At 62.7% G+C, this 21,491-nt stretch carries 21 protein-coding genes; 9 read left to right on the plus strand and 12 right to left on the minus strand.

The window, feature by feature from the left end; translation table 11 throughout:
- Window positions 1–99: 99 nt before the first annotated feature.
- From thiL to nrdR, 7 genes are all read right to left on the minus strand, one after another.
- Window positions 100–1,053: a thiamine-phosphate kinase gene (gene thiL, locus HX817_RS19260; RefSeq protein WP_177040890.1), complete on the minus strand. Its 954-nt coding sequence runs from the start codon at window positions 1,051–1,053 to the stop codon at window positions 100–102.
- An 18-nt stretch (window positions 1,054–1,071) separates the two neighbouring features.
- Window positions 1,072–1,572, minus strand: a complete 501-nt coding sequence (nusB, locus tag HX817_RS19265; RefSeq protein WP_003209985.1) for a transcription antitermination factor NusB — start codon at window positions 1,570–1,572, stop codon at window positions 1,072–1,074.
- Entirely contained in the window at window positions 1,569–2,045 is a 477-nt protein-coding gene (gene ribE / locus HX817_RS19270) for a 6,7-dimethyl-8-ribityllumazine synthase (RefSeq protein WP_003209986.1), read from the minus strand. Before ribE ends, nusB begins: the two co-directional genes overlap by 4 nt.
- A gap of 90 nt (window positions 2,046–2,135) precedes the next feature.
- Complete coding sequence (gene ribBA / locus HX817_RS19275; protein ID WP_003209987.1) at window positions 2,136–3,227, minus strand: bifunctional 3,4-dihydroxy-2-butanone-4-phosphate synthase/GTP cyclohydrolase II; 1,092 nt, start codon at window positions 3,225–3,227, stop codon at window positions 2,136–2,138.
- Window positions 3,228–3,243: 16 nt separating this feature from the next.
- A complete protein-coding gene (locus tag HX817_RS19280) occupies window positions 3,244–3,921 on the minus strand; it encodes a riboflavin synthase (protein ID WP_003209988.1) in 678 nt (225 codons plus the stop codon).
- A gap of 34 nt (window positions 3,922–3,955) precedes the next feature.
- The gene (gene ribD, locus HX817_RS19285; protein ID WP_003209989.1) at window positions 3,956–5,092 is read right to left on the minus strand and encodes a bifunctional diaminohydroxyphosphoribosylaminopyrimidine deaminase/5-amino-6-(5-phosphoribosylamino)uracil reductase RibD; all 1,137 of its coding nucleotides are present in this window, start codon (window positions 5,090–5,092) and stop codon (window positions 3,956–3,958) included.
- Entirely contained in the window at window positions 5,089–5,559 is a 471-nt protein-coding gene (nrdR, locus tag HX817_RS19290; RefSeq protein WP_003209990.1) for a transcriptional regulator NrdR, read from the minus strand. Before nrdR ends, ribD begins: the two co-directional genes overlap by 4 nt.
- A gap of 139 nt (window positions 5,560–5,698) precedes the next feature.
- On the opposite strand from nrdR, the gene HX817_RS19295 reads away from it, so the two are divergent.
- The 3 genes from HX817_RS19295 to trxA all read left to right on the plus strand — a co-directional run bounded on the left by HX817_RS19295 (window position 5,699) and on the right by trxA (window position 7,835).
- Window positions 5,699–6,157: a YbaY family lipoprotein gene (locus tag HX817_RS19295; RefSeq protein ID WP_003209991.1), complete on the plus strand. Its 459-nt coding sequence runs from the start codon at window positions 5,699–5,701 to the stop codon at window positions 6,155–6,157.
- Window positions 6,154–6,810, plus strand: a complete 657-nt coding sequence (locus tag HX817_RS19300; protein WP_087692350.1) for a methyltransferase — start codon at window positions 6,154–6,156, stop codon at window positions 6,808–6,810. The genes HX817_RS19295 and HX817_RS19300 overlap by 4 nt, the downstream gene beginning before the upstream one ends.
- 152 nt (window positions 6,811–6,962) lie before the next feature.
- On the plus strand, window positions 6,963–7,835 hold the full coding sequence (trxA, locus tag HX817_RS19305) for a thioredoxin (RefSeq protein ID WP_003209995.1): 873 nt from the start codon (window positions 6,963–6,965) through the stop codon (window positions 7,833–7,835).
- Between the two features lie 3 nt (window positions 7,836–7,838).
- Here the strand turns inward: trxA and HX817_RS19310 are convergent, their stop codons facing one another.
- Window positions 7,839–8,186, minus strand: a complete 348-nt coding sequence (locus tag HX817_RS19310) for a hypothetical protein (protein ID WP_003209997.1) — start codon at window positions 8,184–8,186, stop codon at window positions 7,839–7,841.
- Between the two features lie 135 nt (window positions 8,187–8,321).
- On the opposite strand from HX817_RS19310, the gene HX817_RS19315 reads away from it, so the two are divergent.
- From HX817_RS19315 to HX817_RS19335, 5 genes are all read left to right on the plus strand, one after another.
- Window positions 8,322–8,933, plus strand: coding sequence for a DUF2796 domain-containing protein (locus HX817_RS19315; protein WP_177040892.1), 612 nt, complete (start codon window positions 8,322–8,324; stop codon window positions 8,931–8,933).
- A 148-nt stretch (window positions 8,934–9,081) separates the two neighbouring features.
- Window positions 9,082–9,792 carry an ABC transporter ATP-binding protein gene (locus tag HX817_RS19320; protein WP_008436477.1) on the plus strand — a complete coding sequence of 237 codons (711 nt, stop codon included), beginning with the start codon at window positions 9,082–9,084 and terminating at the stop codon, window positions 9,790–9,792.
- 1 nt (window position 9,793) lies between these two features.
- Complete coding sequence (locus HX817_RS19325) at window positions 9,794–11,059, plus strand: ABC transporter permease (protein ID WP_003210004.1); 1,266 nt, start codon at window positions 9,794–9,796, stop codon at window positions 11,057–11,059.
- An 11-nt stretch (window positions 11,060–11,070) separates the two neighbouring features.
- Window positions 11,071–11,592, plus strand: coding sequence for a DUF3299 domain-containing protein (locus HX817_RS19330; protein WP_008436468.1), 522 nt, complete (start codon window positions 11,071–11,073; stop codon window positions 11,590–11,592).
- Window positions 11,593–11,688: 96 nt separating this feature from the next.
- On the plus strand, window positions 11,689–12,387 hold the full coding sequence (locus tag HX817_RS19335) for an OmpW family protein (RefSeq protein WP_003210007.1): 699 nt from the start codon (window positions 11,689–11,691) through the stop codon (window positions 12,385–12,387).
- A 99-nt stretch (window positions 12,388–12,486) separates the two neighbouring features.
- On the opposite strand, the gene HX817_RS19340 is transcribed toward HX817_RS19335, so the two are convergent.
- The 4 genes from HX817_RS19340 to HX817_RS19355 all read right to left on the minus strand — a co-directional run bounded on the left by HX817_RS19340 (window position 12,487) and on the right by HX817_RS19355 (window position 16,665).
- The gene (locus tag HX817_RS19340; protein WP_003210009.1) at window positions 12,487–12,849 is read right to left on the minus strand and encodes a response regulator; all 363 of its coding nucleotides are present in this window, start codon (window positions 12,847–12,849) and stop codon (window positions 12,487–12,489) included.
- A 6-nt stretch (window positions 12,850–12,855) separates the two neighbouring features.
- Window positions 12,856–14,316: an ATPase domain-containing protein gene (locus tag HX817_RS19345; protein ID WP_023659166.1), complete on the minus strand. Its 1,461-nt coding sequence runs from the start codon at window positions 14,314–14,316 to the stop codon at window positions 12,856–12,858.
- Window positions 14,317–14,406: 90 nt separating this feature from the next.
- Entirely contained in the window at window positions 14,407–15,531 is a 1,125-nt protein-coding gene (locus tag HX817_RS19350) for a PAS domain-containing hybrid sensor histidine kinase/response regulator (RefSeq protein ID WP_177040894.1), read from the minus strand.
- A gap of 243 nt (window positions 15,532–15,774) precedes the next feature.
- Complete coding sequence (locus tag HX817_RS19355; protein WP_008436463.1) at window positions 15,775–16,665, minus strand: sugar nucleotide-binding protein; 891 nt, start codon at window positions 16,663–16,665, stop codon at window positions 15,775–15,777.
- Window positions 16,666–17,126: 461 nt separating this feature from the next.
- Here HX817_RS19355 and HX817_RS19360 point away from each other — a divergent pair, with 461 nt between their 5' ends.
- Entirely contained in the window at window positions 17,127–21,407 is a 4,281-nt protein-coding gene (locus HX817_RS19360; protein ID WP_177040895.1) for a DEAD/DEAH box helicase, read from the plus strand.
- Window positions 21,408–21,491 lie beyond the last annotated feature (84 nt).

The following is a 21,491-nucleotide window of genomic DNA, read 5'->3' on the forward strand; positions in this document are numbered from 1 at the left end:
GGAGGGATTGTAACAGTAGGTTCCTACAGACGCTTAAGCTGAATTATCGCTGATAAAGATCAATAGGTTCGATTGGCCTTCAGCTTGGTTCTATGCCTTTCAGAAATGTTGATAGCCACGAATGGCCGGCGTGACGTCCTGGCCAGACGCATCCAGCAGGGTAACGCCCTGCCCCGCCTCGACCCGGCCGATTACATGGACCGGTACACCGGCGGCCAACAGCGGCGCCAGTTCGGCGGGCGGCAAGGTGAACGCCAGTACGTAGTCGTCCCCCCCGCTCAACGCTGCCACCCGGGCATCCGCCTCACCGACGAACGCCAGCAAGGCGGCGGACAACGGCAGTTTTTGCTGCTCGATCAACAAGCTGACAGCCGACGCCTTGGCGATATGCCCGCAATCAGCCAAAAGGCCGTCGGAAATATCCATGGCAGACGTGGCCTTGCCCCGCAACGCCAAGCCCAGCGCCAACTGCGGTTGCGGCGACCAGTAATGGGCCAGCAGCGGCTCGGCGATAGCCGCCTCCGCCGTGCGCTGCCCCAGCACCAGCGGCAAGGCGCTCGCTGCGTTACCCAGCTCACCGCCCACACACAGCAAGTCGCCGGGCCGCGCGCCGCTGCGGGTCAAGGCCTGGCCCGCCGGCACCCGGCCAAACACGGTCATGGTCAGGCTCAGCGGCCCACGGGTGGTGTCGCCACCTACCAGAACCACGCCACAACCCTGCGCCATGGCGTTCAAGCCCTGGGCATAGCGTTGCAGCCAATCGGCATCAACCGTCGGGGTGGTGAGGGCAAGGGTAAACGCGAGGGGATTGGCGCCCATGGCCGCCAGATCGCTGACTGCCACGGCCAGCGAGCGCTGGCCGAGCAGAAACGGGTCGCAGGGGTCGGCAAAATGCACGCCGGCCACCAGGGTATCGGTAGAAATCGCCAGCTGGTCCCCGGGAGGAACAGCCAGCAAGGCGCAGTCGTCGCCAATCCCCAGTGCAATGCCTTCGCCGCCCTGCGCACAGGGCGCGGCGGCGAAGTAGTTGCGGATCAGCTCAAACTCGCCCATTGCGTCAGCAAGCGCCAGTTAGCGCTTGTACGCCTTCACTTCGGCTTCACGCAGGCGCGGGGCCAGCTTGTCGAGCACGCCGTTGACGAACTTGTGACCGTCGGTGGAACCGTAGACTTTCGCCAGTTCGATCCCTTCGTTGATCACAACGCGGTAAGGCACGTCGACGCGCTTGAGCAGTTCCCAGGTGGACAGGCGCAGTACGGCCAGTTCAACCGGGTCCAGCTCTTCGATCGCCAGGTCCAGGCACGGCGTCAGTGCAGCGTCGATCTCCGCCAGGTTGGCCGGAACACCGTGCAGGATGTCGTGGAAGTAGCTGGCATCGGCCGCGCTGAAATCGTTGTCGACGCGAAACTGCGCCTCGATTTCGTTCAGCGAGGTTTTCGCCATGTGGCGCTGGTACAAAGCCTGGGTCGCGAGCTGGCGGGCCGAACGACGCTTTTCGCTTTTCGATGGCTTGCCGGCGTCTGCCGGGCGCGGGTCCTGGGGGTTGAACTGATCGCTGTCGTCGCTAATCACTTGGCCTCCAACTGCGCCAGCAGGCTGACCATTTCCAGGGCGGACAGGGCAGCTTCAGCACCTTTGTTGCCGGCCTTGGTGCCGGAACGCTCGATGGCTTGTTCGATGGAATCAACGGTCAGGACGCCAAAGGCGACCGGCACGCCGAACTCCATGGACACCTGGGCCAGGCCCTTGGTGCATTCGCCAGCCACGTATTCGAAGTGCGGAGTGCCGCCACGAATGACCGCGCCCAGGGCGATGATCGCCGCGTATTCACCCTGCTGTGCAACTTTCTGCGCAACCAGTGGAATTTCGAAGGCGCCAGGAGCGCGGATGATAGTGATGTCGCTTTCGCTCACACCGTGGCGAACCAGGGCATCCACGGCACCGCTTACCAGGCTTTCAACCACGAAGCTGTTGAAGCGGCCAACCACCAGGGCATAGCGGCCTTTGGGGGCGATGAAGGTACCTTCGATGGTCTTCAGGGTCATTCGACAAATCTCTTAAAGAGCCGGGACGCGCTTAGTGCGCGCCCCTCAGTGATATTTGAACCGCGAACAAGGGGCAAACAACGCCGGCCTTTATTCGGAGGGCACGTATTCTACTACTTCCAGGTCGAAACCGGATATGGCATTAAATTTCATTGGCGCACTCATCAGGCGCATTTTGCGCACGCCCAGGTCCCGCAGGATCTGCGAACCGGCCCCGACGATGCTGTAGGTGGTCGGTTTTTTCACCGGCGCGTGGTCGGCGGTTTCGCGGATATGCGCCAGCAGCACGTCGCCATCCAGCGGATGGCCCAGCAGCAATACAACACCGCTGCCGGCCTCGGACACCGCGGACATCGCGGCCCGCAGGCTCCAGCGCCCCGGTTGCTTGACCATCAGCAGGTCGCGCAGCGGGTCCATGTTGTGCACCCGCACCAGGGTTGGCTCTTCAGCGCAGATGGTGCCCAGGGTCAGGGCCATGTGCACGTCGCCTTCCACGGAATCACGATAGGTCACCAGGTTGAACTGGCCCAGTTCGCTGTCCAGCGGCTGCTCGGCAATCCGCTGAACGGTACGTTCGTGGATCATCCGGTAGTGGATCAGGTCGGCAATGGTGCCGATCTTGATGTTGTGCAGCGCGGCAAATTCTTCCAGCTCGGCGCGACGGGACATGGTGCCGTCGTCGTTCATCACTTCGCAGATCACACCGCTCGGCTCGAAACCGGCCATGCGCGCCAGGTCGCAGGCCGCTTCGGTGTGGCCGGCGCGAGCCAGGGTGCCACCCGGCTGGGCCATCAGCGGGAAGATGTGGCCCGGGCTGACGATGTCTTCGGCCTTGGCGTCTTTCGCGGCAGCGGCTTGTACGGTGCGGGCGCGGTCAGCAGCGGAGATGCCAGTGGTGACACCGGTGGTGGCTTCGATGGACACGGTGAACTTGGTGCCAAACCCGGAACCATTGCGCGGCGCCATCAACGGCAGCTTCAGCAGCTCGCAGCGCTCGCGGCTCATCGGCATGCAGATCAGGCCACGGGCGTGCTTGGCCATGAAGTTGATGTGTTCCGGCTGGCAGCACTCGGCGGCCATGATCAGGTCGCCTTCGTTCTCGCGGTCTTCGTCATCCATGAGGATGACCATCTTGCCTTGGCGGATGTCTTCAACCAGTTCTTCGATGCTGTTGAGCGCCACGCGGCACCCCCTTGGGTCAGGATTTAAGGTAGCCGTTAGCGGCTAAAAAACTTTCAGTGATGTTCCCGGCGGGCCCTTGAAGAGAGTCAGACTCTGCGGCCTTATCGCCCAACAACAGGCGCTCCAGGTAACGGGCAAGCAAGTCCACTTCCAGGTTCACCCGGCGACCCGGCTGGTACGACGCCATGATGGTTTCGCTCAGGGTGTGGGGAATGATGGTCAGTTCAAATTCGGCGCCATTCACGGCGTTCACCGTCAGGCTCGTGCCGTCGACGGTGATCGAGCCTTTGTGGGCGATGTACTTGGCCAGCTCTTTCGGTGCGCGAATGCGAAATTCCACGGCACGCGCGTTTTCGCTGCGGGCAACCACTTCGCCGACACCGTCGACGTGGCCGCTGACCAGGTGCCCACCGAGGCGGGTGGTCGGGGTCAGGGCTTTTTCCAGGTTCACCGGGCTGCCGCTCTTGAGGTCGTTCATCGCGGTGCAGTCCAGGGTTTCCCGACTGACATCGGCGGCAAAGCCGTTGCCAGGCAACTCGATAACGGTCAGGCACACACCGCTGACGGCGATGCTGTCGCCCAGTTTGACGTCGCTCAGGTCGAGCTTGCCGGTTTCAACCAGCAGGCGTACATCGCCGCCTTTTGGGGTCATTGCACGGATGCTGCCGATGGATTCGATAATGCCGGTGAACATGCCGTTCTCCTGAAGACGTGGCGCAGGCCGGGAATTATACGCTCGCTGATGGCAGAGGGATGGCAGTGACTCTCCAGTCATCGCCAACAGCGCGCATTTCAGTGATCTTGAGTTGGGGGGCGTCGGCCAGTTTCTCAAGCGGCCAGTCCAGCAAAGGCCGGGCGGCAGAGCCAAGAAACTTGCCGGCGACGAATATCACGTACTCGTCCACCAGCCCTTGCTGGGCGAAGGCACCCGCCAGGCTTGGGCCCGCTTCCACCAACACTTCGTTGACACCACGGGCCGCCAGGGCCACCAGCGCGGAACGCAGGTCGACCTGGCCGTCGACACCCGGCACCACCAGGCACTCGGGGCCTGTGGGGTACTGGTTGTCCGGCGTCACGCAGGTGATGACCAGCGCGGGGCCAGCCTTGAAGAACGGCGCATTCAGCGGCACCCGCAGGCGGCCGTCGATCAGCACACGCAGCGGCGGACGGGACATCGCCAGTGCGGTGGTTTCTTCATCCAGGCCCAGTTCGGCGGCGCGCACGGTCAGGCGAGCACCATCGGCCAGCACCGTGTCGGCGCCGGTCAGCACTACGCTGGCCTGGGCCCGCAGGCGCTGCACCGCGGCACGGGCGGCCGGGCCGGTGATCCATTGGCTTTCGCCGTTGGCCATCGCGGTGCGACCGTCCAGGCTCATGGCCAACTTGACCCGCACAAACGGCAGGCCATGCTCCATGCGCTTGAGAAAGCCCGGGTTAAGCGCCCGCGCTTCGTTTTCCAGCAAGCCGCTGTGGGTCTCGATCCCGGCCTGGGCCAGGCGGCGCATGCCACGCCCGGCGACTTCCGGATTCGGGTCCTGCATCGCTGCCACCACACGGGCCAGGCCGGCATTCACCAAGGCATCGGCGCACGGCGGTGTGTGCCCGTGGTGGCTGCACGGTTCAAGGGTCACGTAGGCCGTGGCGCCCCGGGCTTTGTCGCCCGCTGCCCGCAGGGCATGGACTTCCGCATGGGGTTCGCCGGTGCGCACGTGCCAGCCTTCGCCGACAACCTGCCCGTCACGCACGATCACGCAGCCAACCCGCGGGTTGGGGTGGGTGGTGTACAGGCCCTTACGCGCCAGTTCCAGGGCACGGGCCATGTAATGGGCGTCGAGTACCGCTTGTTCTGCCGAAGGTGGGTTCATTCTTTTACCGGCTCACGGGCCAGGCGGTCGATCTCTTCGCGGAACTCGTTGAGGTCCTGGAAGCGTCGATACACCGAGGCGAAACGGATATAGGCGACTTCGTCGAGCTTTTGCAGCTCGCCCATCACCAGTTCTCCAACCACCAGGGATTTGACTTCGCGCTCGCCGGTGGCGCGCAGCTTGTGCTTGATATGCACCAGTGCCGCTTCCAGCCGCTCGACACTCACCGGGCGTTTTTCCAGGGCGCGCTGCATTCCGGCGCGCAGTTTTTCTTCGTCGAAAGGCTGGCGACTGCCGTCGGTCTTGATCAGACGTGGCAATACCAGTTCGGCGGTTTCGAAGGTGGTGAAACGTTCACCGCAGCCAGAGGCCAGGCATTCACGCCGGCGACGCACCTGTTCGCCCTCGGCGACCAGACGCGAGTCAATGACCTTGGTGTCGTTGGCACCGCAGAAGGGACAGTGCATGGTGGCAGGCAACAAAAAATGGGAGGGCCATGGTAGCGCATCCCTGTGGCAAGACAAGCCATAGCCTTTACGGTATATAGGCTGACTATTATGTTTCATATTTTTTAAGCCACGGATTTTGTCCTTTCTGGAGCCGTACATGCAGTTACGACCACTTGTTTTGCTCACGTTGCTCGGTTTTCTGGTCGCCTGCAGCAGCCATGCCCCAAAACCTGCGGCGCCGGCTCCGGCACCGCAACAAGAGAAAAAACTGCCGGGTGTGGAAGAAGATCTCGGCCCGTTGCCCGCCTACCAGCGTGAAGTCAGCGGCCAATTGAACGGTATACCGGCGGGTGCGGAAGTCGAACTGGCGCTGCTGGTGATCGACGACCGTTCGCGCCCGCAACAACTGCTGGCCAGCAGCGTGCTGATCGGCAACAACAAGCCCCTGGCCTTCCGCCTGCGCTTCAACCCGCAAGCGTTCCCGGCGGGCGGGCGCGTTGAATTGCGTGGTCGCGCCAGCCAGTCCGGCCAGTTGATCCTGCACCTGCCGCCGGTGCGCATCACCCAGGCGATCACCCAGACCACCGGGCCGCTGCAACTCGTTCCCGCACCATGACGCCACCGCTGGGCCTGCAACGCGCACTGAGCGAACTGATCGGCGACGCCCAACTGGTGCCCTGCCCGCTGCCGGGCACCGAGTTGTCGCTGTGGTTACTGGACGCCGACAACATGGACCGCGCCTTCAGCCCCGAAGAAACCCGGCGCATCCTGCATGAGCCGCCGTACTGGAGCTTTTGCTGGGCCAGTGGCCTGGCGCTGGCGCGATACCTGGCGGCCAACCCCGAGTGGGTCGCGGGTAAGCGGGTGCTGGATTTCGGCGCAGGTTCGGGTGTTGCCGGGATTGCCGCGGTAAAGGCCGGAGCGCTGGAAGTGGTGGCGTGCGACCTGGATCCGCTGGCCCTGGCTGCCTGCCGGGCGAATGCCGAACTCAACGGCGTAACACTGGGCTATTCAGAAGACTTCTTCACCGAAGCCGACCGGTTTGACCTGATCCTGGTCGCCGATGTGCTGTACGACCGGGCGAACCTGCCGCTGCTGGATCAATTCCTGACACGCGGCCGCGAAGCGCTGGTCGCCGATTCCCGGGTTCGGGACTTCCAGCACCCGGAGTATCAGCGCCTGGGTATCCTCGACGCCCTGACACTGCCCGACCTGGCCGAGCCGTGGGAGTTTCGCAAGGTGAGCCTGTACCATTCGCAGCGCGCTTGAGAGCATCGCGGGCAAGCCCGCTCCCACATTTGAAATGCATTCCCCTGTGGGAGCTGGCTTGCCTGCGATTGCGATCCTGAGACCGCCCCGCTTTCAGCTAACCCCACCAACCCTTATAGTTGCCCCATCCCCTGCTTTCTTCGAGATTCCCCATGAGTGAGCCCACGCCGTACATCTTCGATGCCACCACCGCCACCTTCGATCAGGCGGTGATCCAGAACTCCTTCGAAAAACCCGTGCTGGTGGATTTCTGGGCCGAGTGGTGCGCGCCGTGCAAGGCGTTGATGCCGATGCTCGCGCAGATTGCCGAGAGTTATCAGGGTGAGTTGCTGCTGGCCAAGGTCGATTGCGATGCCGAGCCGGACGTGGTCTCGCGCTTTGGCATTCGCAGCCTGCCGACCGTGGTGCTGTTCAAGGATGGCCAGCCAGTGGATGGGTTTGCCGGTGCGCAGCCTGAATCCGCCGTGCGCGCGATGCTGGAACCCCATGTGCAGATGCCACCACCGGCGGCTGCCGATCCACTGGAGCAGGCCCAGGCGCTGTTTGCCGAAGGCCGTATCACCGACGCCGAGGCCGTGCTGGTCACCCTGCTTGGCGAAGACAACACCAACGCCGCCGCGCTGATCCTGTACGCACGCTGCCTGGCCGAGCGCGGTGAACTGGGCGAAGCGCAAACTGTGCTCGACGCGGTCAAGAGCGATGATCACAAGGCCGCACTGGCCGGCGCCAAGGCGCAGATCACTTTCCTGCGCCAGGCCGCCGACCTGCCGGACGCCGCAGACCTGAAAGCCCGCCTGGCGCAAAACCCGCAGGATGACGAGGCGGTGTACCAACTGGCCGTGCAACAACTGGCGCGCCAGCAATACGACGCCGCGCTGGATGGCTTGCTCAAGCTGTTCATCCGCAACCGCAGCTACAGCGAGGGCCTGCCCCACAAGACGCTGTTGCAGGTATTCGAACTGCTCGGCAACGATCACCCGCTTGTCACCGTGTACCGCCGCAAGCTGTTCGCCGCGCTGTATTAAGCCTTACTCGATCCAGCTGTACAGCGGCGTATCCCCGCCGCTGGCTACCTTGACCTTGGCGCTATGGCGCAGGCGCACCAGCAGGCGCTTGCCCGCCGAGGCGCTGCCGGCCAGGCCTTCCAACTGATCAAGCAATTCCAGGCCGTTGAGTTGCCCGGCCTTGCGCAGTAAATCCTGGGCGGCCTGCCACAGGCTCTCGTCCAGGTTACCCGCCGCCGGCGTCACTACCGGTTCCGCACTCGGGGTTTTGCTGGCCTGCAACTGCGCGCCCAGCCGGGCCCAGTCGCCGTCATCCAGCTCCAGGGTCAAGTCCACCGGCAGGTCACCGACGGTTCCACGAATTCTCAACATCGCACTTACTCCCGCACTTTTCTGACGAGCATGCTCCCACGCGTCTTGCGCTACGCCAAGCAGGCGGTCAAACTCCTCGCAAAATTGTTATAAGATCACATAACAAAACTTTCATCTTTGTCCGGGAGCTTCACCATGCGCCGTTTGCTGCTCGCTTTGCCGTTTGCCCTGTTGCCACTGGCCATCGCCCAGGCTGCCGACGAGCACGACCATGATCACGAGCACGGCAGCCTCGGTGCCCACGAACACGGCGTGGGTCGCCTCAATGCGGTGCTCGACGGCCAGGCCCTGGAGCTGGAACTGGACAGCCCGGCGATGAACCTGGTGGGCTTCGAACACCTCGCTACAACGTCCGCCGACAAAGCCAAGGTCGCCGCTGCCCGCAAACAACTTGAACAACCTTTGGTGCTGTTCAGCCTGCCCAAGGCCGCCGGTTGCGTGATCAGCACCCAGGAACTGAACAGCCCGCTGTTCGGCGACAAGCCTGAAGCCGACCACGATGAAGACGATGACGACCACGCCACCGATGGCAAAGGCGCCGCCGCCCACGAACATCACCACGACCACAGCGAAATCCACGCTCACTACCAGTTCACTTGCGGCACGCCGACCGCCCTGAGCAACCTCGACCTGACCCAGGTGTTCAAGACCTTCCCCGCCACCCAGAAAATTCAGGTACAACTCATTGGCCCGAGCGGCCAGCAGGGTGTGGAAGCGACGGCCACAGCAGCCACCCTGAAATTCTGATGTAAACACCACACTGTAGGAGCTGGCTTGCCTGCGATGCAGACGCCGCGGTGCTCCAGAAACACTGCGGTGATGCCATCGCAGGCAAGCCAGCTCCTACAGTTGATCGGTGTCATCATCCAAATCGAGCCAGACCACTGACCTCCCTATGACCCAAGCACTTATCGAACTGTCTGACCTGGGCTTCAATTGGCCCGGTCACCCACAGTTGCTGGACATCCCTACGTTCCGCCTGGAGCCGGGGGAAACCCTGTTCCTCAAGGGCCCCAGCGGCAGTGGCAAGACCACCCTGCTCGGCCTGCTGGGCGGTGTGCAAAAGCCCAGCCGGGGCAGCATCCGCCTGCTGGGCCAGGAGCTGACCGAACTCTCGGCCGGCGCCCGCGACCGTTTCCGGGTCGACCACACCGGCTACATCTTCCAGCAGTTCAACCTGTTGCCGTTTCTCTCGGTGCGCGAGAACGTCGAGTTGCCCTGCCACTTTTCAACGTTACGGGCACAGCGGGCAATCCAGCGTCACGGCAGCGTCGACCAGGCTGCCGCGACCTTGCTCGCCCACCTGGGCCTGAAGGACAAGAGCCTGCTGGAGCGCCGCGCCGACTCCCTGTCCATCGGCCAACAACAACGGGTGGCCGCTGCCCGTGCGCTGATCGGCCAGCCGGAGCTGGTGATCGCCGACGAGCCGACCTCGGCCCTGGACTACGACGCCCGGGAAGCCTTCATTCAGTTGCTGTTCGCCGAATGCCGCGAAGCAGGCGCCAGCCTGTTGTTCGTCAGCCATGACCAGAGCCTGGCGCCGCTGTTCGACCGCAACCTGTCGCTGGCCGAACTCAATCGCGCCGCCACGCCCGCAGAGGTTTGAGATGTATTTGTTTCGACTAGCCATGGCCAGCCTGGCTAACCGCCGCTTTACCGCGATCCTCACCGCCTTCGCCATCGCCCTGTCGGTGTGCCTGTTGCTGGCGGTGGAACGGGTACGCACCGAAGCCCGCGCCAGCTTCGCCAGCACCATCAGCGGTACCGACCTGATCGTCGGCGCGCGCTCCGGCTCGGTGAATTTGCTGCTGTATTCAGTGTTCCGCATCGGCAACGCCACCAACAACATTCGCTGGGACAGCTACGAACACTTCGCGGCCAACCCGCAGGTAAAATGGGCGATCCCGATTTCCCTCGGCGACTCCCACCGTGGCTACCGCGTGATGGGCACCAACGAATCCTATTTCGAACACTACCAATACGGCCGCCGGCAGAACCTGGAACTGGCCAGCGGCCGCGCCTTCGCCACCGATCCATTCGAAGTGGTGCTCGGCGCCGAAGTGGCCGACGCGCTGCATTACAAGCTCGGCGACAAGCTGGTGCTGGCCCACGGCGTGGCGGTGGTCAGCCTGGTCAAGCACGATGACAAGCCTTTCACCGTGGTCGGCATTCTCAAGCGCACCGGCACTCCGGTGGACCGCACACTGCATATCAGCCTCGGCGGCATGGAAGCGATTCACATCGACTGGCACAACGGCGTGCCGGCCCAGGGCAAAGGCCGGATCAGCGCCGACCAGGCTCGCAACATGGACCTGACGCCACAAGCCATCACCGCGTTCATGCTCGGTTTGAACAACAAGATTTCCACCTTCGCCCTGCAACGGGAGATCAACGAGTTCCGTGGCGAGCCGATGCTGGCGATCCTGCCGGGCGTGGCGCTGCAAGAGCTGTGGAGCATGATGGGCACGGCTGAAAAAGCGCTGTTCGTGATCTCGCTGTTCGTGGTGCTGACCGGCTTGATCGGCATGCTCACCGCGATCCTCACCAGCCTCAACGAGCGCCGCCGGGAAATGGCAATCCTGCGTTCAGTGGGCGCGCGGCCCTGGCATATTGCGACCTTGCTGATCTTCGAAGCCTTCGCCCTGGCATTGTCGGGCGTGATCGCCGGCGTCGGGCTGCTGTATGTGTGCATCGCCGCGTCGCGCGGGTATTTGCAGGCCAACTACGGCCTGGACCTACCGCTGTCGTTGCCGAGCGAATATGAATGGACTTTGTTGGGCGGTATTCTCGTCGCAGCCCTGCTGATGGGCAGCGTGCCGGCCTGGCGCGCCTACCGGCAATCGTTGGCCGACGGCCTGTCGATACGTTTATGAGGAAGCTGTTGATGCGTCGCGTCGTGCTCGCACTGTTACTGCTGGTGGCCCTGCCCGTGTGGGCTGAAGACCAGCCCAAGGACCTGTCGTGGCAGGAGATGATCCCGCCGGACGCGCCGCCGGAAATCCCCAACATGAAACCGCTGCACGACTTGTCGGGCATGGCCGATGCGTTGTCGGTGGAGTCAGCGCCGGCCGCCAAGCAGGACCTGCCCAACGCGCCGGTCGTACAAAGCCTGGACGGCAAGCACATCCGCCTGCCGGGTTATATCGTGCCGCTGGAAGTCAGCGAGGAAGGCCGCACCACGGAGTTCCTGCTGGTGCCGTATTTCGGCGCCTGCATTCACGTGCCGCCACCGCCGTCGAACCAGATCGTGCATGTCAAAAGCGAAGTCGGCGTGAAGCTCGACGAGTTGTATCAGCCGTACTGGATCGAAGGCCAGATGCAGGTCAAACCGTCCAGCAGTGAACTGGCCGATGCCGGCTACCAGATGGATGCCGACAAGATCTATGTGTACGAGTTGCAGGAATAACCCGTGATTGCGCTTTCATTGAGCTGAGTCAAAAGCTCGAACGTTACGATCTTTACCATTGGACACAAGCAATTAATAACGTCCTTTGGAGCTCCCATGAACAAGTCCCTGCTCGGCGCGTCGCTTGTCGCGCTCGCCCTCGTCGCCCCTGTTGCCCACGCTCACGAAGCGGGTGACATCCTGATTCGCGCCGGTGCCATCACCGTCAACCCGAAAGCGGACAGCAGCAGTGTCAAGGTTGACCAGGGCCCGCTGGCCGGGACCAACCTGGGCGGCAAGGCGACCATGAGCAGCGACACTCAACTGGGTTTGAACTTCGCCTACATGTTCACCAGCCACTGGGGTATCGAACTGCTGGCGGCCACGCCGTTCGAACATGATGTGAAGATCAAGAACACCGCCCTGGGCGCTGCCAACGGCAAGCTCGGTACGCTGAAACACCTGCCACCGACCCTGAGCGTCGTGTACTACCCGCTGGACAGCAAGTCGGTATTCCAACCGTACATCGGCGCCGGTATCAACTACACCTGGATCTACGACGAGCACGTCGGCAGCCGCGCCGAGCAGGCCGGCTTCAGCAACTTCAAGGCGGAAAACTCCTGGGGTTGGGCCGCGCAGATCGGTGCGGACTACATGATCAACGACAAGTGGATGATCAACGCCCAGGCGCGCTACATCGACATCAGCACCAAGGCCACCGTGGATAACAACGCGCTGGGCCAGGGCACTCGGGCCAGGGTCAATGTGGATGTTGACCCGATGGTGTACATGGTCGGTATTGGCTACAAGTTCTAGGTTCTACCCAAGGCCCTGTTATACAGGGCCTTTTTTGTCAGGCTTCCCATAGGAGGCAAGTACCGATCAGAGGCCAGGCACACGCCCGTGTGCTGCGATTCAGGCTTCAGCCAGGAGTTGGCGAACTTCAGCGATGACCAAGTCAATGTTGAACGGCTTTTTCAACACCGCATTGAACAAGTCCGACCGCTCCATACCAATATGTGCCTGGGCTCCGCTGATCAGAATGATGGGCAAGTGTTTGACTGCCGGCAGAGCACGAACCGCTTCGGCAAACTCCTGGCCATCCATGACCGGCATCATGAAGTCGGTGATGATCAACGCTGGCCGCTCGCGCTCCAGGACCTCGAGTGCTTTCTGGCCATTGCTCGCTTTTACGACCATGTACCCCTCATCCTCCAGCGCATAGCCGAGAATGTCAGCGATCAAATACTCGTCGTCGACGACCAGGATGGTGGTCATGTCAATTCAACCCGAATCAGAGACTTTGGACGTTGAGCCCGGCCGCCAGGAATCATCAGCGACAGCCAATGCATTTCTTGATGCCTTCTTCAAGTCAACGCCGTGTTCATGGATTACCACTTCAAGAAGCGAAGGATCGTAGAAGCTGTCTCGTACCTTAAGAATCGAAAGCATTCTTCTTAGTTCAGATTGAATCTCGAAGAAACGCATCAGCAGCAGGTTATCGACAATACTGGAGAGGTCCGGGGTTGGAGAGCTGACCTCCGAACCAAAAACGTCACGCATCTCCCATGAGGCAAACACCGTTACGCCACGGGCACGAAGCTCGCTCATCAGGGCGCTGTAGAAATCAGTGATACGTGCCGGGTTCGTCGACACTCGGGTCATGCCGCTCAAGCTGTCGATGAACAGGCGCTTGATGCCCTTTTCCTCAACCATTTTCAGCAGCCGTGCGCCGAGACCGTCGATCAGGCCTTCTGTCGTGGGTTGCCAGGCAATATTCAGCGCACCACTTTCTTCCATACCCTTGATATCAATCCCCAGCGATTGGCCTTTGAGACGTAACCGCTGCGGGCTTTCATAAAAACCGAAATGCAGGCCCGGCGCTTCCACTGTCGACTCTGCGAGAAACCTGAGCCCCAACGTGGTTTTCCCGACGCCGGAAGGCCCCATGACGAGGGTAACGGAGGAACTGTGCAGGCCACCGCCGATGATGGCGTCCAGCGAACCGATGCCGCTGGTGATACGCGTCAGATCAGCACTGTCAGGTAAAGACGGATGGCTGTAGAGGCTTTCCAGACGCGGATAAACCACCAGGCCATCGTCGGTGATTTCACACTCGTGCAATCCGGTCAGTGCACCACTGCCGCGAGTCTTGCGCAGTTGAATACGGCGCACTGAACGGCTGCCGTGAAGCTCTTCACCCATCTCGATCACACCATCAACCATGGTGTGCTCGGGACTGCCGTCGTCCAACCGGGAACTGGTGAGAAACAGCACCGTACAACCGGCGAACGCAGCGTGCCCTTGCAGCTCGGAAATGAATTTCTTGGTGTCGATGGGCGAGTCAGCCTTGGAGCGTGCATTGAGCAAGCCATCGACCACTAACACGGTGGCCTTCTGGCGACTGATCTCACGCCGAAGCAGCTTGACCACCTCATCGAGACCTTCGTTCTCAAGGGTGTCAAACGCACTGACGAACTGAATTTCAGCCCCCACCCGGGAAACATCAAAGAAGTTCAGGGTCGAGAGAAACTGAAATAAACGGTCGTGGGATTCGGCCAGCAACGTGGCCACCAGTACACGGCCCCCATTGCGCGCATGGTTAAACCCCAGCTGATTGGCGAGGATGGTTTTACCGGATCCCGGGCGCCCCTGGATGATGTAGGAGGCACCTGCGACTAGCCCACCCTTGAGCAGAGCATCCAGCCCTTCTATTCCGCTTTGAAGGCGATTTAGCTTTTCCACAATGCAACCCTGATGTGAACAACAGGCTCTTGAGCCGAAGGTTTACGATGCTAACTCCATTTGTGCAATCGGGCTATCCACTCAGCCCGTTCAAGCGCGGGGCAAATAAAGCGTGAACGTACTTCCCTGACCAGGACGACTCTCTACCCTGATCTCTCCCCCCGACTGCTTGGCAAAACCAAATACCTGGCTGAGCCCCAACCCGGTTCCCTGGCCGTTGCCTTTGGTGGAGAAAAACGGTTCAAAGATTCTGTCGAGGTTGAGCGGTGCGATACCCGAACCATTGTCTGTGATGGAGACGGCAACGTAACTTCCGTTCATAAGGGCATGACCATTGGACGCAGGGATAAGGTCCATCGACTCAACACGGATAACCACCTCACCGTGATCAGGCATGGCGTCTCGGGCATTCATGAGCATATTGAGAATGGCGGTTTCAAACTGTTCTGGGTCAACGTGAACAACGCAGGGTGCTGCTGTGGACTCGATGCGTACGTTGATGCCTGTGCCAACCCGCAAAGCAATCGTATCGGCCATGGCCAACGTGCTTGAATTGACGTCCAGCGGTGCGGGATGGAGGGTTTGCCTGCGAGCGAAGGACAGCAATTGGCTGGTGAAGTGAGAACCACGCTTTACCGCCTCGGAAATGGCTTGCACCAGGCGCAGCCGCCGCTCTTCCGATACTGAAGGACGCTTCAAAAGATCTGCTGAAGAACGGATCACCGTCAGCAGGTTGTTAAAGTCATGAGCCACGCGGCCCGTTATCCGCCCCAGCGCTTCCATGTTTTGCGACTGCAGTAACTGCTCCTGGGTCGCATCCTGAACGGTTCCCGTCATCGCGACGGGGTGACCGTCATCGGCGTAACGGGCTCTGGCACACACGTGCAGCCAGCGAGTTTCACCGTGGGGCGTGACGATCCGGTAGTGAACGTCGTAGGCGCAGCGTTGAGCGATCGAGTGATCCCATGCGTCAGCCACTCGGCCTCTGTCTTCGGAGTGCACCAGGCGCTGCATGTGTTCATAACTGAACGGTATCTGTGGTTCGAGTCCGAAGTTGAGGCGGCAAGTGGCCGAGGTCTTCAGCTCGCCCGTCGTCAAATCCAGGCGCCATATACCAAGCCCGGCGGCACTCAAAGCGAACTGCAGGTCGTGCGCTTCCTCATACACATCATCGTAAGGCGGCGGCGAACCATTCACCGGAGAGTTTGTTGCCATGATGGGTAGGGCTCCTCTTTTAGGCTGCCCATGGCTGGATGGGCGAAGTCTTCTTCTGAATGCAGACTTTTGCTTTTGCTGAACGAGCCGTAAGCACAATCAATCCCTATTGGCATGGATGACCGGGCGCACCAAAGGTTTCAAATTTTTCGTATGCCGTGGCGCATCCGACTTGCCAACACATATCACTTTTAACCGTCCGCGCACCGCCACAAAAAAAGGCGCCTGTTTCAGGCGCCTTTTTTATGTTTGACCGTGTCGATAGAACCGATCGAGCAACGCCGGCAGCCCGGCCCGCCATGCCCGTGGCTTGATGCCGAAGGTGTGGAGGATTTTCTTGCAGGCCAGCACCGCGTGTTGCGGCTCGTCGGCTGCATCCGGACGGGCGGCGTGGGCCTGGGCGGTCGGCGCTTCCACGGCCAGCGGGTGGAAGTTGCGCGCTTCGGTCAGGATCGCCTGCCCCAGCGCCAGCGGGGTAGTCGCTTCGTGGCCGGCATAGTGATAAGTGCCCCACAACGGCGCGGCGCAATCGAGTTGCTTGAGCACCGAAATGATCACCCGCGCGGCATCGTCCACCGGCGTCGGGTTGCCCCGGCGGTCGTCGGCCATCAGCAGTTCGTCAGGTTTTTCGGCACGGGCCAGGAAGCGCCCGAGGGTGCCGTCGACGCTGTCATCCAGCAGCCAGCCGAAACGCAACAGCACGTGCTGCGGGCAGGTGGCGCGTACGCTCTGCTCGATGCGCCACAACGCCTGGCCTCGCAGGCCCAAGGGCACGGGTTCGTCTTTTTCGCTGTAGGCGGTCGCGCGGGAGCCGTCGAACACCCGGTAGCTGGACGGTTGCAGCAGGGTGATGCTGTGGTGCTGGCACAGTTCAGCCAGGCGCTCGATCGCATATTCCTGGGCGGCCAGGCGTGTCTCGCTGACCGTCTCCGCCTGAAACCAGTCGAAGTAATAGGCGAGATTGATCAAGGCATCGGGACGGGTGTCGTCGAGCAGTTGCGTGAGGCTCGCGGCATCCCAGCCGTCTTGGGGCGGGCGCGGGGCGAGGAAACCGATGTCTTCCTCCGCACCGAGGCGAATCAGCGCCTGCCCGAGGGCATTCCCGCCGCCCAGTAACATAAGGCGCATTCGCATAGATTGAGCAGGCCCGGTCTGTTTGGAACGATGGTTATTATCGACAGGCTTGTGAGCCATGCCGTTGGCATTTGCCAGAATCGTTGCATTTTGCGGGTTTGTAGCGCAACCGTCACTTATAAAGTGCGCCGCCGATTGCGGCCGGGGGGGTTTAGGCAGAGAGAGCCTTTTTATGGCCAGGGAGCATGCAGTGGCCAGGGAGCATGCAGTGGCCAGGGAGCTTGCTGTGGCCAGGGAGCTTGCTGTGGCCAGGGAGCTTCTTGTGGCGAGGGAGCTTGCTCCCGCGGGAGTGCGCAGCGCTCCCGCTTTTTTGGGGCCGCTACGCAGCCCAGCGGGAGCAAGCTCCCTCGCCACTGCAAGCTCCCTGGCCACACCAAGCTCCCTTACCGCAGCAAGATCCCTCACCACAGGGAATGCATCCCGGGGTTGCAAGTTGCCGGGGCCGGCCGCATAAATTGGGGATGAACCTTCCAGAATCAACGGACACGGTCTTGAACGGTTTCCACCCCGCCGTCAGCACCTGGTTCCGCAGCACGTTCCCGTCGGTGACCGCCGCCCAGGCCCAGGCGTGGCCGCTGATCCGCCAGCGCCGTTCCACACTGATCGCCGCACCCACCGGCTCCGGCAAGACCCTGACTGCCTTTCTCGCGGTGCTGGACGATCTCGTGCACCAAGGCCTGGCCAATGGCGGCCAACTGCCAGACCAAACGCTGGTGGTCTACGTCTCGCCCCTGAAGGCTCTTTCCAACGACATCCAGATCAACCTGCAAACCCCGCTGGCCGGCATCACCGAGCACTTGCAGCGCCTCGACCTGCCACCGCTGGCGATCCGCACCGCCGTGCGTACCGGCGACACCCCACAGAAAGACCGCGCCCTGATGCGCAAGCACCCGCCGCACATCCTGGTCACCACCCCGGAATCGCTCTACGTGCTGCTCGGCTCGGATTCCGGCCGGCAGATGCTTGCCAGCACCCGCACGGTGATCGTCGATGAGATCCACGCCATCGCCGCCAGCAAGCGCGGCAGCCACATGGCCCTGACACTGGAGCGCCTGCAGGGTTTGTGCAGCGAACCGCTGACCCGCATCGGCCTGTCCGCCACGCAAAAGCCCATCGAGGCGGTGTCGCGCTTTCTGGTGGGCACCGGCCGGCCTTGCGAGATCGTCGATATCGGCCACGCACGCCCACGGGACCTGGATATCGAAGTGCCGCCGGTGCCGCTGTCGGCCGTCATGGCCAACGACGTGTGGGAGCTGGTCTACGACCGCCTCGCCGAACTGGCCAGGCAACACCGCACCACGCTGATTTTCGTCAACACCCGGCGCCTGGCCGAACGCCTGGCCCGGCACTTGAGCGAGCGCCTGGGCAAAACCGCCGTCGCCGCCCACCACGGCAGCCTCGCGAAGGAAATGCGCCTGGACGCCGAACAACGGCTCAAGGCCGGTGAGCTGCAGGTGTTGATCGCCACTGCGTCGCTGGAACTGGGGATCGATATCGGCGATGTCGACCTGGTGTGCCAGATCGGCTCGCCCGGCTCGATCAACGGTTTTCTGCAACGGGTCGGACGCTCCGGGCATCAGGTCGGCGGCACGCCCAAGGGCCGGTTGTTCGCCACCACCCGCGACGACCTGATCGAATGCGCCGCCCTGCTCGACTGCGTGCGCCGGGGCGAGCTGGACACCTTGCTGATCCCGGTTGCGCCGCTGGATGTGCTGGCCCAGCAGATCATCGCCGAAGTCAGCTGCCAGGAATGGCAGGAACAGGCCCTGCTCACGCTGATCCGCCGCGCCTCGCCCTACGCCGAGCTGGATGAGCGTCACTATCAGGCACTGCTGCAAATGCTCGCCGAAGGCTACAACGGGCGCCAGGGCCTGCGCAGCGCCTACCTGCACCGCGACGCCATCACCCGCACCCTGCGTGGCCGGCGGGGCGCCAAGCTCACCGCCGTGACCAGCGGCGGCACCATCCCCGACAACGCCGACTACAGCGTGCTGCTTGAGCCGCAGAGCCTGAACATCGGCAGCGTCAACGAAGACTTCGCGGTGGAAAGCATCGCCGGGGATATCTTCCAGCTGGGCAACACCTCCTACCGCATCCTGCGAGTGGAGCCCGGCAAGGTGCGGGTCGAGGATGCCCACGGCCAGCCGCCGACCATTCCGTTCTGGCTCGGCGAAGCACCGGGGCGCAGTGCCGAGTTGTCGTTTGCCGTGGCGCGTTTTCAGGGGCAACTGGACGCGCTGCTGGGCGCCACGCCGGGTAACCTGCAACCGGCGCTCGATTGGCTCACCGGTACCCTCGGCCTGAACCTGGCCAGCGCCGAACAACTGCTGGATTACCTGGCGCGGGCGCGGCTGGCGCTGAGCGCGCTGCCGTCCCAGGACACGTTGATCATGGAACGGTTTTTCGACGAGTCCGGCGGCACCCAATTGATCATCCACACGCCGTTCGGCAGTCGCATCAACCGCGCCTGGGGCCTGGCGCTGCGCAAGCGGTTTTGCCGCACCTTCAACTTCGAACTGCAAGCCGCCGCCAGCGAGGATGCGATCGTGTTGTCGCTGTCCACCAGTCACAGCTTTGAGCTGGACGAAGTGTGGCGCTACCTGAACAGCAACACCGCCGAGCACATCCTGATCCAGGCGGTACTGGATGCACCGCTGTTCGGCGTGCGCTGGCGCTGGAATGCCGGGGTGGCCCTGGCATTGCCGCGCTACACCGGTGGGCGCAAGGTGGCGCCGCAGATCCAGCGCATGAAGAGTGAAGACCTGATCGCCAGTGTGTTCCCCGACCAGATCGCTTGCCTGGAAAACCTCGCCGGCGAGCGCGAAGTGCCCGAGCATCCGCTGGTGGAGCAAACCCTCGACGACTGCCTGCACGAAGCCATGGACAGCGAAGGCTGGCTGGCCCTGTTGCGGCGCATGGAGCGCGGCGAAATCCGCCTGATCAGCCGTGATCTGCCGGCGCCGTCGCCACTGGCAGCAGAGATTCTCAGCGCCCGCCCCTACACCTTTCTCGACGACGCTCCGCTGGAGGAGCGCCGCACCCAGGCCGTGCTCAACCGGCGCTGGAGCGACCCGCAAAGCACTGATGACCTTGGCGCGCTGGATGCCGAAGCGATTGCCGGTGTGTGCGAGGAAGCCTGGCCGGCGCCCAATGGCCTGGACGAGATGCATGAAGCGCTGATGAGTTTGGCGTGCATTACCGAATCGGAGGTCACGGCGCAGTGGGCAGAATGGCTGCAAGCCCTGGCCGACGGTGGGCGCGCCAGCCGATTGCAGATCGGTACCGACCAGGCCGTTTGGGTCGCTCTGGAGCGCTTGAGCTGTTTGACGGCGATCTACCCGAATGACCTGCCGCTGTTGCCCGGTTTCGATGAGCCCTGGACCTTCGATGAAGCCTTGGTGGAAGTGCTGCGGGCGCGCCTGAGCGGCTTCGGCCCATTGACGCTGATCGAGATCGCCGCGCCCCTGGCCTTGCCGGTGGCCGACGTATCACAGGCACTCGCGCGGCTGGAGAGCGAAGGCTACGTGCTGCGCGGCCGTTTCAGCCCCGGCGCCAGCGCCGAACAATGGTGCGAACGCCACCTGCTGGCGCGCATTCACCGCTACACGGTCAAGCGCCTGCGCCGGGAAATCGAGCCGGTGGCGTTGCAGGATTTCATGCGTTTTCTGTTCGACTGGCAGCACCTGTCGAACGGTACCCGCGGCCAGGGCGGCGCCGTGTTGCCGCAGATCGTCGCGCAGTTGGAAGGGTACGCCGCAGCCACTTCGGCCTGGGACAGCGATTTGCTCAGCGCACGAATCAAGGATTACGCGCCCCACTGGCTGGACGATTTGTGCCGCAGCGGCAAAGTGGTGTGGACACGCCTGAGCAACAAGGCCGGCGCGACGGCCCTGCGCAGCACGCCAGTGGTGCTGTTGCCCCGCAGCCAGGTGCCATTGTGGAGTGGACTGACCGAAGCGCCGGACAGCACCGAGCTGTCGCCCAAGGCACAGAAAGTCCATCAGGCGCTGCGGGAAAACGGCGCGCTGTTTTTCGATGAATTGATCCACGAAGCCCATCTGCTGCGCAGCGAACTGGAAACCGCGTTGCAGGAACTGGTGGGCGCGGGGCTGGCGAACGCCGACAGTTTTGCCGGCCTGCGCGCCCTGACCACGCCGGCGAGCAAACGTCAGGCCCGCAGCAGTCGGCGCGGGCGTGGCGCGTTTGTCGGCGGGATGGACGATGCCGGGCGTTGGGCCCTGGTACGGCGGGCGCCGGTGGCGGATGGCACACGTCCGGGGGCTCACTCGGCCGAGACGCTGGAGCATGTGGCGATGACCTTGCTGCGCCGCTACGGGGTGGTGTTCTGGCGCCTGCTGGAGCGCGAGGCGGACTGGCTGCCCAGTTGGCGCGAATTGCTGCGTACGTTCCACCGGCTGGAGGCCCGGGGCGAGATTCGGGGCGGGCGGTTTGTAAGTGGTTTGGCGGGGGAACAGTTTGCGTTGCCGGAAGCGATTCCGCTGCTGCGGGAAGTTCGGCGGCGGCCTCACGATGGAAGCTTGATTGCCGTGTGTGGGGCGGATCCGCTGAACCTGGTCGGTACGCTGCTGCCGGGTAGCAAGGTGCCGGCGTTGAGCGGTAATCGGCTGGTGTACCGGGATGGTTTGCCGGCGGCGGTGGAGATTGCCGGCAAGCAGCAGGTATTGCTGGAGCTGGATCAGCAGGAGGCCGGGTTGGTGCGGGAAAAACTGATCAGGCGCTGACTTGTGCAGTGCCCGTAATGACGCCTTCGCGAGCAAGCCCGCTCCCACATTTGACCGCATTCCAAGGGTGGAACCGTATCGAAT

The organism is Pseudomonas sp. C6002, from assembly GCF_013385805.1.
Classification (GTDB): domain Bacteria; phylum Pseudomonadota; class Gammaproteobacteria; order Pseudomonadales; family Pseudomonadaceae; genus Aquipseudomonas.